Raw genomic sequence first — 11,489 nt, 5'->3', positions numbered from 1 at the left:
AATGGTATCACACTCGATGTGAGAAACAGATTTTTTAGAGTTTTTATTAACGTGCTCAAATATCATCAAAACAAACACGAACATCATCAAAAGCCCAGCTAGCACGGACGCGGAGTACGAGTCGCCCATATCAAACCATAGTTTAAAAATGCCCGCGCTAAAAGTCTCTACGCCGTAATAAGCCGCCGTGCCGTAGTCGCTAAGCATCTCCATGAGCACCAGCATCGCTCCGCCCACGATCGCCGGACGCGACAGAAATATCGCAACCCTAAAAAACACGGCAAGGCCGGGGAGCTTGTAAATTTTACAAACGTCGTAAATCGCTGCGGACTGCGTTTTAAACGAGGTTTTAGCAAACATGTAGATGTATGGATAAAGCGACAACGACAGCACGAAAATCGCTCCGTAGATATTCATAAACTCGAGCCTGAAGCCGAAAATTTGATGAAAATATCCCCCGTAATCCATAATCCCGACGTAGCAAAAGCTAAATATATAAGCAGGAATCGCAAACGGAAGGATGAGGGCATATTCAAAGAAATTTGATAACGCAAAGTGGTAGTTTGCCACCAGCCACGCCGAAACCACGGCGATAACGAGGCTAAGCGCCAAAACGCCCGCCGCAACCGCAAAAGTACCTTGAATATACCTCATAAAAAGATACTTAAAAAAGTGCTCGAGCAAGGAGTAGTCGCCCAAAGCGATCTCGAAAAATATGCTAAAAATGGGGATCAAAACGATAAGGGCGATAAAAATCGCCCCGAATTTTACTTTCATTATTTCCAGCCGGCTACGTCGTAAATTTTAATAGCCTCGTTCGTGTTTTGCACGCTCTTATAAAGCGGAGTGGAGTCTTCTTTAAATTTACCAAAGCCCTTCACGATGTCGCTAGGCTCGACCTCTGCGTTGATCGGATACTCGAAATTTATACCCGCAAGTATCTTTTGCGCCTCAGGGCTCACCATAAACTCCATAAATTTAACGGCGTTTTCTTTATTTTTAGCAGCTTTGGTTAGCGCGATGCCGCTGATATTTACGTGCGTGCCGCGGTTGTCCTGATTTGGGAAAATGATGCCAAGATTCTTCGCAGCCTCGACGTCTTCGGCTTTCGGAGAGGTTAGCATGAGGCCTATGTAGTAGGTGTTCATAACCGCTACGTCGCCCTCGCCTGCGTAGATGGCCTTAGCCTGATCCCTATCGCCGCCTTTTGGATCGCGGGCTAGATTTTTTAGCGCGCCTTCCGCCCATTTAGTCGCCGCATCTTTACCGTCGGCCTCGATGATAGCAGCTAGCAGCGACTTGCTATACGGAGCCGTCGCGCTTCTGATTAGCAGTTTGCCTTTTAGCTCCGGTTTTGCCAAATCCTCGTAGTCCTTGATGCCTTTAGGATCAAAGTCTCTTTTATCGTAAACGATGACTCTAGCGAGTTTTGAGATAGCAAACCACTGGCCGTCGTTGTCTCTATACTGCTCCGGTACGATTTTTTCTAGAGTTTCTGATTTGACGGATTGTAGCACGCCTTTAGTCTTTGCGGTGTAGAAATTTCCCGCGTCTGCGGTGATGAAAATATCCGCCGCAGAGCTATCGCCCTCGACTTCGAGCTTTTTGATTAGCTCGCCGGCTTTTGCCTGCGTGGCGTTTACCTTGATACTCGTCTTTTGCTCGAAAAGCTTATAAAGCTCGCTGTCGGCGTCGTAGTGGCGCGCAGAGTAGATATTTACCTCTGCGGCAAACAAAAAGCTTGAAAGCAAGCTAAGCGCGAAAAAACTTTTTTTCATTTTTATCCTTTGTATTGATATGGATTCGCAATTATAGCGTCTATCCTATGAAAATAATATTAATTATTAAAAAATAAAAATTTATGCCGGAGTGATTTTAGAATGACAAAATATTTAAAATTGAGTGCTAATATTCACGCCGTCAAATTTAAGGAGAGAAAATGAGAAAAATTTTACTTTTAGGAGCGGCTGCGGCGATGGCTTTTGCGGAAATTTCTACGGTGCAAGTTAGCTCAGAGGCGATCAAAAACTACGAGCAAATCGTAGATATCAGGACGCCTGCCGAATGGATGGAAACGGGCGTGATAAAGGGCGCAAAGACTATCACTTTTAACGCAACCGATAAAGAGGGATTTTTGAACGAGCTTAAAGCCAATGTCGACCTAAAAAAACCGGTCGCGCTTATATGCAGAAGCGGACGCAGAAGCGCTGCGGCAGCGATGATGATAGATTCGCCGGAGCTAAATATAATAAATCTTGACGGCGGCATGGGCAGCCTCATAAATCAAGGCTACGAAACCGTGCCGTATCAAAAATAATCCGCGGTTTTACTTTATAAATTTCGTCCGTCAGGCTTAAATTTGCGCTAAATTTTAAGCTTGGCGGAGCTGATTTGTGCTCCATTCGCATGCAAGACGGCGGTAAATTTTAAATTTGTCGCTGCTTTTTTTACAAATTTAATAGAACAAAACGCATCTACTTTAAATTTTAGCGAGCGCAAATTTGATAAATTTCATCAAATTTAACCCAAATTTACGCCAAAAACAGTCTCGGCTTTAGCTTTAGTAGGCAAACATACGCCGCCAGCGCGCTCTGCTCTCTTATGTAGTTGCGGTCGCCGTTTAAATTTAGCCTCTCGATCATGCACTCGCCGTCTTTAGCGCACGCTCCCACAAATACCGTCCCCACAGGCTTTGCCTCGCTACCGCCGTCAGGCCCAGCGATACCGCTGATAGCTAGAGAAAAGTCCGATTCACTCGCCTTTAGCGCGCCTTTTAGCATCGCCATCACGCACTGCTCGCTCACCGCGCCGTAGGTTTGTAAAATCTCATCGCTAACGCCCAGCCAGTCGCGTTTCATCTCGTTTGCATAGGTCACTAGCGAGCCGTTAAACGCCGCCGAAACCCCCGCAAAAGCGCCAAATTTTGCCGCGGCAAGCCCGGCCGTACAAGACTCGGCAAATGTAAGCTTTAGCCCGCTTGCTATAAGTGTGCTTGCAACGTGACGAAAAACATCCTCGCCCTCAAAAAATTTGCCTGAGAAAAGATTTTTAGCGCCGTTTATAAAGCCGCTCGTTTGGCCGAATTTATTTGCTTCCACTCTGATTAGCGCCAAATTTGATAAAATTTGAGACGAATAAATTTGTACTTCGTAAGTTTTTGCCAGCGGTTCGAGCAGGATTTTCGCGCTCTCCTCGTCGATATCGACCAGATGAAAATACCCAAAATCTCGCTGCGTTTTGATATCTATGGCAGGTAGTTTTTGATTCGCGTCGGCCTTTAGTAAATTTACGTAAGTTTGATTTAATTTGATTAAAAAGCCCTCGTCGCCAAATTTCTCGGCCCTGCTAGGAGCTAGCATTTGCGGGGATTTGAGCTCCAAAATATCGCCGCTTAACGTAGCTAAAATTTTAGCCGCGACGGAGCAGTTTTGACTCGATGCGTAGATGCAAAGACTATCGGAGCGAGCGCAAAGATGCTCGATGATAAACGGCAACTCCTTGTCGCTTTTACTAACGAACCTAAACTCGCCAAGCTCGCCGAAATGCCGCTTGTAAGCGCAAAAAATATAATCCAAAAAAGGCGCGTTTACGCCGATATCTTCGCCGATGATCAGTAGTGCGTTTTTCAATGTTTTCTCCTTTTTAAAAGCCGAAAACATCTTACATAAATTTAGCTTAAAATAGCGTTTTTTCAGTAGCATTTAATCGCCGTTTGGATAAAATCTACCAATTTTTTACTTCAAGGCGAACCTATGGATTACAAAGATACATTATTGCTTCCAAACACCGAATTTCCCATGCGCGGCAACCTGCCGGAAAACGAACCAAAACGCTTAAAATCGTGGTTTGACGATAGAAAAATCTACGAAAAAATGAAAGCTAAAAGGCAAAAAGCCGCAAAAAGCTTCACTCTGCACGACGGCCCTCCATACGCCAACGGCAACATCCACATCGGACACGCGCTAAACAAAACCCTAAAAGACATTATCTTAAAAACGCACTATTTCTTCGGCGAAAACGTGAGATTTACGCCGGGCTGGGACTGCCACGGACTACCGATCGAGCAGCAAGTCGAGGTAAAACTGGGCGACAAGAAAAAAAGCCTCAGCAAAACGCAAATCCGCGAGCTTTGCCGCGAGCACGCCAGAGAATTTATCGACGTGCAAAAGGAGAGCTTTAAACAGCTAGGCGTCGCCAGCGACTGGGACGATCCGTATCTAACGATGAAATTTAAATTTGAAGCCGAAATTTATAAAACGCTTTGCAAAGTCGCCAAACGCGGACTTTTGATCGAGCGAAGCAAGCCGGTATACTGGAGCTGGGCGGCTAGAAGTGCTCTAGCCGAGGCAGAGGTCGAGTACGAGGACAAAGAGGACTACAGCATCTACGTCGCGTTTAAGCTAGGCGAAGAAGCCGCCGCAAAAATAGGCGCAAAAGACGCTAGCGCGGTCATCTGGACGACCACGCCTTGGACGCTGCCGGCAAACCAAGCCATCTCGCTAAATCCAAATGAAATTTACGTTTTGACGGCTGAAAATTTGATATTTGCCAAAGAGATGCTTGGCGAACTAGAAAAAGAAGGTCTAACCAAGGGCGAAATTTTAAAAGAATTCGCCTCCGCCGAGCTTGAAAACCTGCACGCAGTTAATCCGCTAAACGGCAGAAAATCGCTATTTATCTTAGGCGATCACGTCACTATGGACGGCGGTACGGGTCTAGTTCACACCGCTCCGGGTCACGGCGAGGACGACTATCACGTGAGCCTAAAATACGGCATCGAAGTCATCATGCCCGTCGATGAAGGCGGTCTGTACGACGAGACGCTAAAGGCGAAAAAGTTATTTCCAGACGGCGTAGCGGACGAACTAATCGGCATGCATATCTTTAAAGCAAACGAGAAAATTTTAGAGCTTTTAGGCTCAAATTTGCTAAAAGTCAGCAAATTCGTCCACTCATATCCATTTTGCTGGAGAACGCACAAGCCGGTCATCTACCGCGCTACGAAGCAGTGGTTTATCGCTATGGACGAGCCAAAAATCGACGGCAAAACGCTACGAGAAGTCGCGCTAAAAGAACTTGAAAACGTCAAATTTTACCCTGCAAGCGGCGTAAAAAGGATAGGCTCGATGATAGAAAATCGTCCCGACTGGTGCATCTCGCGCCAACGCGACTGGGGCGTGCCGATAGCGTTTTTTAGGCATAAGGATACTAAAGAGCCGATATTTGACGATGAAATTTTAGATAATGTCGCGGCGATATTTGAGCAAAAAGGCGCTGACGCGTGGTGGGATAGCCAGATTAAGGATCTCTTGCCAGCAAACTGCAAATTTGAGCCGCAAAATTTAGAAAAAGTTATGGACATCCTAGATGTCTGGTTTGATAGCGGCTCGACGTGGGCTGCGGTACTAAAAAGCGGCGACTACGATGCGGGCAGCTATCCGTCCGATATGTATCTAGAGGGTAGCGATCAGCACAGAGGCTGGTTTCAAAGCTCGCTACTGCTAAGCTGCGCCGCACAAGGACGAGCGCCGTATAGAAGCGTGCTCACGCATGGATTTACCGTCGATGAAAACGGTCAAAAGATGAGTAAGAGCAAAGGCAACGTCGTAGCTCCGGCGGACGTCGCTAAAACCTACGGCGTGGAAATTTTGCGCCTTTGGGTTGCGCTTAGCGACTACTCCAGCGACCTAAAAATCAGCGAAAATATCCTAAAACAAGTAAGCGAGCAGTACCGAAAAATACGCAATACGATAAGATTTCTGCTAGCCAACGTAAACGATCTAGAAGATATCGAAACGTCAAATTTCAACATCCTAGACCGCTGGATACTAAGCCGCGCGAAAAAATCATTTGACGAGGCCGAAACGGCGTTTAGAAACTACGACTTTTCAAAGGGCTTTAGCCTGCTGATGAACTTCCTAAGCGCGGATTTAAGCGGCATATATCTTGATATCTGCAAAGACCGCCTATACTGCGACGCCAAAGACAGCGACACTCGCCGCTCGGCTCAAAGCGCGATGGCGCTAATCACCAGAGCGCTCCTGCCGCTCATCGCTCCGACGCTCACGTACACCGTGGACGAGGCGATGGACTACGCTCCAGAGATCATCAAAAATGGCGCTACTGACGCCTTTGATCTAGAGTATGCGCCGCTAGAGCTTGAGTTTAACATAGACGACGAGCTACTAGTTGCTAGCCGCGAGAAATTTTTCGAGCTAATCGATGTGCTCAAAAAAGATAAAAAGATAAAATCAACCCTTGAGCTCGTACTACAAACCAGCTCAAATTTGATCCTGAGCGAAGATATAAACGAGATAAGCGACTGGTATATGGTTAGCGACGTCCAGAGCCTAGACAGTAGCGACAGTCTAGCCGAATTTGACATCGGTAACGATAAATTTAAACTCGTTTTATCGACGCGTCACAAGTGCCCGAGATGTTGGAAATTTACCGCTAAGCACGACGGCGAAACATGCCCGAGATGCGAAAAGGTACTAAAAAATGTCTGAGCCTATCTCCGCTTGGTTTGTCGCGGCGACCATCGCGGCCATCCTCGCGGTCACAGCCGCAGGTATCGTAGCGGTAATAAAATTTAAGGATAAAAAATGATAACTTTAAAAGAGGCTCTAAAGCTAAGCGCCGACGAAATAGCCGAGCTTAGAAACGAGCTGGAAAAGAAAATTTTTGCAGATAGGGAGCTTGGCGCCTATGTCGAGCAGCTGGCAAATTTGCCGCTTGACAAACTGGGTGCGGGCGTACCGATCGCCATAAAAGACAACATCCAGGTAAAAGGCTGGAGCGTAACGAGCGCGTCTAAAATTTTACAAGGCTACATCGCGCCTTATAACGCGACGGTTATAGAAAAGCTGCTAGCGGCTGGTCTAGCGCCGTTTGGCCGTACGAATATGGACGAATTCGCCATGGGTAATACGACCGAAAACAGCTACTACGGCAAAACACTAAATCCGCTAAACCGCGAAAGAGTGGCGGGCGGTAGCTCGGGCGGCTCGGCTGCCGCGGTCGGCGCAGGGCTAGCGGTGGCTGCTCTAGGAAGCGATACAGGCGGCTCGATACGCCAGCCTGCGGCATTTTGCGGCTGCGTAGGGCTAAAGCCGACCTACGGACGCGTCAGCAGATACGGTCTGGGCTCATACTCTAGCTCGCTAGATCAGATCGGACCGATAACGCAAAACGTCGAGGACGCCGCAATCCTATACGACATCATCGCAGGACACGACGACAAAGACAGCACGAGCGCGGATATCAAATTTGAGAGCGTAGCAGATAAGCTAAACGCGGACAAAAAACTCACTATCTGCGTCATCGAAAACTACATAAACGAAGCCTCGGAAGAGACCAAAAAGGCGCTTTTAAAAGCAGTCGAAATTTTAAAAGCCGCAGGCCACAAAATAATCTATAAAAATTTAGAAAACTCAAAATGCGACATCGCAACCTACTACATCATCGCCACCGCCGAAGCCAGCGCGAACCTCAGCCGCTACGACGGAGTGAGATACGGACGCAGAGCCGAAGCTAAAAATTTAAAAGAGCTATACATCAACTCGCGCTCGGAAGGGTTCGGCGAAGAGGTAAAAAAGCGAATTTTACTCGGTACTTTCGTGCTTAGCAGCGGTTATTACGACGCATACTACATCAAAGCGCAAAAAGCTCGCGCCCACACTAAGGCCAAGTATGAGCAAATTTTGAACGAATGCGACCTCATTTTGATGCCTGTCGCCCCTAGCACGGCGTATAAATTTGGCGAGCTAAAAAACCCGCTAGATTCCTATCTATCAGACATCTATACGATCAGCGTAAATTTAGCCGGTTTGCCTGCTATTTCAGTTCCGGTAGCTAAAGACGCGGACGGCCTAAACGTCTCTGCTCAGCTCATTGCAAAGGCGTGGGACGAAAAAACGCTGCTAGAAGGCGCGCTTAGTTTAGAAAACTCTATAAAAGGATAAACGCATGAAGATAGTTACGAAGGCTCTCACCTTTGACGACGTTTTGCTCGTCCCGCAGTACTCCGAAATTTTGCCTAAACAAGTCGATATAAAAACGCGCTTTAGCAGAAACGTGGAGCTAAACATCCCGATCGTATCGGCTGCGATGGACACCGTCACCGAGCACCGCGCGGCGATCATGATGGCGCGTCTGGGCGGTATCGGCGTCATACATAAAAATATGGACATACAAAGCCAGGTCAAAGAGGTCCGCCGCGTGAAAAAAAGCGAAAGCGGCGTAATCATCGATCCTATCTCCATCTCGCCAAACGCCAGCGTGGGCTCAGCGCTTGATATGATGGCGGATCTGCATATCTCGGGCGTTCCAGTCGTAGACGAGGAAAATAAACTAATAGGAATCCTAACCAACCGCGATTTGAGATTTGAAAACGACAGAAGCGTCCTCGTAAAAGATAGGATGACCAAAGCTCCGCTAATCACGGCTCCAAAGGGCTGCACACTAGACGACGCGGAGAAAATTTTCTCTCAAAACCGCGTAGAAAAACTACCTATCGTCGATAAAGACGGCCATCTAGAGGGCCTCATAACCATAAAAGATCTAAAAAAACGCAAAGAGTATCCAAACGCCAACAAAGACGCATACGGCAGACTCCGCGTAGCAGCAGCCATCGGCGTAGGCCAAATGGATAGAGCAAAAGCTCTAGCAGAAGCTGGCGTTGACGTCATCGTTATAGACTCCGCCCACGGCCACTCAAAAGGCGTAATAGATACATTAAGGCAGGTTAAAGCCGAGCTAAAAGTAGACGTCGTAGCCGGAAATATCGCAAACCCAGCCGCCGTCAAAGACCTAGCAGAAGCCGGCGCAGACGGTATCAAGGTAGGCATAGGACCAGGCTCCATCTGCACCACTCGCGTAGTAGCGGGCGTAGGCGTACCTCAAATTTTCGCCGTCGATAGCTGCTCAGCCGAGGCTGCAAAATACGGTATCCCGGTCATCGCAGACGGCGGACTAAAGTACTCAGGCGACGTAGCCAAAGCCCTAGCCGCAGGCGCTAGCTGCGTGATGGCTGGTAGCTTGTTAGCTGGTTGCGAGGAGACTCCGGGCGAGGTGATAACATTCCAAGGACGCCAGTACAAAGTCTACCGCGGTATGGGCAGCATCGGCGCGATGACGAAAGGTAGCAGCGATAGATATTTCCAAGAAGGCACCGCGCAAGACAAGCTCGTGCCTGAGGGTATCGAGGGTCGCGTACCGTTTGCAGGCAGCATAAAAGAGGTCGTACATCAGCTAATTGGCGGCCTACGAAGCGCGATGGGCTATATGGGCTCAAAAGATATCAAAACACTTCAGGAAAAAGCCCAGTTTGTCGAGATCACGAGCGCTGGACTAAAAGAGAGCCACGTCCACGACGTCGTCATCACGCAAGAAGCCCCTAACTACAAAGTCAATTAGTGCTAAATTTAAAAACCGGCAAAGTAAAATTTGATGAGCCGCTCTATCTAGAGAGTGGCCGAATTTTACCCGAATTTGAGCTCGCCTACGAAACATACGGCGAGCTAAACGAGGATAAAAGCAACGTCATAGTCGTCTGTCACGCCCTAACGGGCAGCCACCACGCCGCAGGCAGATACGAAAACGAGCAGAAATTTGGCTGGTGGGACGCGCTAGTGGGCGAAGGCAAAGGCATAGATACGAGCAAATTTTTCGTCATCTGCGTAAATATCCTCGGATCAAATTTCGGCTCTACAAATCCCTTAAGTATCGAAAAAAGCACGGGCAAGCAGTATCGTTTGCGCTTTCCGGTGCTTACTATCAGCGACGTCGTAAAGGCGCAGATGAGGCTTTTTGAGCACTTAGGCATAGAGCGCGCACATGCGGTCGTGGGCGGTAGCCTAGGCGGCATGCAGGCGCTTTGTTTTGCGATCGAGTTTCCAAATTTCGCCAAAAACGTCATTATCCTAGCCAGCACCTATCAGAGTAAGGCCTGGGCGATCGCGTTTAACAAAATCGCGATCGAGGGCATACTGCGCGATCCAGGCTTCAAAGACGGCCAATACGACGAAAACGACATCGCCGCGCAGGGGCTAACAGGCATGGCGCTAGGACGTATGGCGGGGCATATCAGCTTTCTCTCGCCTAGCTCCATGGACTCCAAATTTGGCCGCAACTACGTCGAAACCGACGGCCTTTACGAGCTTACGGGGCGGTTTCAGGTCGATCGCTATATGGAGTACAACGGCCACGGCTTTCCAAAGCGCTTTGATCCGCTGAGCTACCTTTACATCGTAAAGATGATGAACATCTTTGACTGCACGCGCCACTACGACGACCTCGCGCACGCTCTTTTGCCTATTTGCGCCAAGGTTACGCTGGTCGCATTTAGCGGCGATATGCTGTTTCCGCCAAGCTGTATGCGCGAGATGCACGAGACGCTGCAGGATATCGGCAAGGCGTGCGATTATCACGAGATAGACAGCGACTACGGCCACGACGCGTTTTTGGTCGAAGTAGATAAATTTGAAAAAATCATAAAAAAGGTTTTAGATGAGTGAAAATTTAAGCGAGGATTTTGAAAGCAAACTCGCCAAAGCAAATGAAATTTTAAAACAGCTCGGCGATGAAAATTTAAGCTTGGAGCAAAGCGTCAAGCTGCACAAAGAGGGCAAAAAGCTGCTCGAGGAGGCAGACAAAATCCTGCAAAACGCAAAGCTAGTGGTGAAGGACGCAGACGATGAATAACGCGACCGCAGCCGTTTGCGCCCTGCAGCTGCCGACGCAGCCCATGAGCGAGTCGAGGCTTGATTATTATTTTAGGATTTGCGCGGGCGAAGGCGCTAGGCTCGTGGTGCTCGGCGAGTACGTGCTAAATAGCTTTTTTAAAGAGCTCGAGCTCATGCCAAAAAGCCTCATCAAGGAGCAAAGCGAGCGCAAAAAGCACGCGCTTGCCGCGATGGCGCAAAAATACAACCTAGAAATCCTAGCCCCGCTCGTACTGCCCAAAGGCAAAGGCTTCGTCAAGGTCGCGGCGAGATTTAGTCCTGCGTCCTCGCGCTTTTACGAGCAGCAGATCTTGATGCCCTACCCGCACTGGAACGAGGCGAAATTTTTTACGAACAAAGATGAGGGCGAGCTAAATTTGCCAGTTTTTAGCTACGAGAAATTTAAAATCGGCGCGATGTTTGGCTTTGAGGCGCATTTTGACGCGGCGTGGGCGTATATGGCGCGCAAGAAAGTCGATGTTGTCGTAGTTCCTACCGCATGCACGTTTTTTAGCGAGTCGCGCTGGGAAGAGCTACTAAAAACCCGCGCCTTTACAAACAACGTCTACGTCCTGCGCGTAAACCGCGTCGGCAACCACAAGGCCGCAAGCGGCGAGCAGTGGAGCTTTTACGGCGATTCGATGCTTATTAATCCGTTTGGTGAAGTTAAAAATAGGCTTGGTAAAAATGAAGAGATGATGATAGATGAGCTTAGCAAAAAGGAGCTTAGCGAGGCTAGAAGCATCTGGGGCTTTATGCAGATAG

General features: G+C 48.3%; 9 protein-coding genes and 1 pseudogene. 7 read left to right on the top strand and 3 right to left on the bottom strand.

Features of this window, described 5'->3' with window-relative positions; all coding sequences use genetic code 11:
• Both Q0546_RS05135 and Q0546_RS05130 read right to left on the bottom strand, forming a co-directional pair.
• A pseudogene (locus Q0546_RS05135) lies at positions 1 to 777 on the bottom strand (iron ABC transporter permease); the annotation flags it as partial.
• Positions 777 to 1,778 (bottom strand): Fe(3+) ABC transporter substrate-binding protein, encoded by a 1,002-nt coding sequence (locus Q0546_RS05130; protein ID WP_298791134.1) that lies wholly within the window; start codon positions 1,776 to 1,778, stop codon positions 777 to 779. The pseudogene Q0546_RS05135 and the gene Q0546_RS05130, both read right to left, overlap by 1 nt.
• 161 nt (positions 1,779 to 1,939) lie before the next feature.
• On the opposite strand from Q0546_RS05130, the gene Q0546_RS05125 reads away from it, so the two are divergent.
• The gene (locus Q0546_RS05125; protein WP_298791132.1) at positions 1,940 to 2,317 is read left to right on the top strand and encodes a rhodanese-like domain-containing protein; all 378 of its coding nucleotides are present in this window, start codon (positions 1,940 to 1,942) and stop codon (positions 2,315 to 2,317) included.
• Positions 2,318 to 2,531: 214 nt separating this feature from the next.
• On the opposite strand, the gene Q0546_RS05120 is transcribed toward Q0546_RS05125, so the two are convergent.
• Entirely contained in the window at positions 2,532 to 3,629 is a 1,098-nt protein-coding gene (locus tag Q0546_RS05120) for a CinA family protein (RefSeq protein ID WP_314788409.1), read from the bottom strand.
• A gap of 123 nt (positions 3,630 to 3,752) precedes the next feature.
• On the opposite strand from Q0546_RS05120, the gene ileS reads away from it, so the two are divergent.
• From ileS to Q0546_RS05090, 6 genes are all read left to right on the top strand, one after another.
• Positions 3,753 to 6,509 (top strand): isoleucine--tRNA ligase, encoded by a 2,757-nt coding sequence (gene ileS, locus Q0546_RS05115; RefSeq protein WP_298791128.1) that lies wholly within the window; start codon positions 3,753 to 3,755, stop codon positions 6,507 to 6,509.
• 96 nt (positions 6,510 to 6,605) lie between these two features.
• On the top strand, positions 6,606 to 7,964 hold the full coding sequence (gene gatA, locus Q0546_RS05110; protein ID WP_298791126.1) for an Asp-tRNA(Asn)/Glu-tRNA(Gln) amidotransferase subunit GatA: 1,359 nt from the start codon (positions 6,606 to 6,608) through the stop codon (positions 7,962 to 7,964).
• Positions 7,965 to 7,968: 4 nt separating this feature from the next.
• Positions 7,969 to 9,417 (top strand): IMP dehydrogenase, encoded by a 1,449-nt coding sequence (guaB, locus tag Q0546_RS05105; RefSeq protein WP_298791125.1) that lies wholly within the window; start codon positions 7,969 to 7,971, stop codon positions 9,415 to 9,417.
• A complete protein-coding gene (locus Q0546_RS05100; RefSeq protein ID WP_298791124.1) occupies positions 9,417 to 10,517 on the top strand; it encodes a homoserine O-acetyltransferase in 1,101 nt (366 codons plus the stop codon). The genes guaB and Q0546_RS05100 overlap by 1 nt, the downstream gene beginning before the upstream one ends.
• Positions 10,510 to 10,704, top strand: a complete 195-nt coding sequence (xseB, locus tag Q0546_RS05095; RefSeq protein WP_002948190.1) for an exodeoxyribonuclease VII small subunit — start codon at positions 10,510 to 10,512, stop codon at positions 10,702 to 10,704. Before Q0546_RS05100 ends, xseB begins: the two co-directional genes overlap by 8 nt.
• Positions 10,697 to 11,489: carbon-nitrogen hydrolase family protein (locus Q0546_RS05090; RefSeq protein WP_298791122.1), on the top strand; the 793-nt coding region annotated here is incomplete at its 3' end. The genes xseB and Q0546_RS05090, both read left to right, overlap by 8 nt.

Origin of the sequence: uncultured Campylobacter sp., assembly GCF_937997465.1 — a bacterium.
Classification (GTDB): Bacteria; Campylobacterota; Campylobacteria; order Campylobacterales; family Campylobacteraceae; genus Campylobacter_A.
This window is presented reverse-complemented; position numbering and strand designations above follow the sequence as displayed.

Excerpts from the sequence above, each read along its gene's own strand:
- ileS (WP_298791128.1), top strand. The coding sequence starts at position 3,753 with ATGGATTACAAAGATACATTATTGCTTCCAAACACCGAATTTCCCATG.
- guaB (WP_298791125.1), top strand. The coding sequence starts at position 7,969 with ATGAAGATAGTTACGAAGGCTCTCACCTTTGACGACGTTTTGCTCGTC.
- gatA (WP_298791126.1), top strand. The coding sequence starts at position 6,606 with ATGATAACTTTAAAAGAGGCTCTAAAGCTAAGCGCCGACGAAATAGCC.
- xseB (WP_002948190.1), top strand. The coding sequence starts at position 10,510 with ATGAGTGAAAATTTAAGCGAGGATTTTGAAAGCAAACTCGCCAAAGCA.
- Q0546_RS05130 (WP_298791134.1), bottom strand. The coding sequence starts at position 1,778 with ATGAAAAAAAGTTTTTTCGCGCTTAGCTTGCTTTCAAGCTTTTTGTTT.
- Q0546_RS05125 (WP_298791132.1), top strand. The coding sequence starts at position 1,940 with ATGAGAAAAATTTTACTTTTAGGAGCGGCTGCGGCGATGGCTTTTGCG.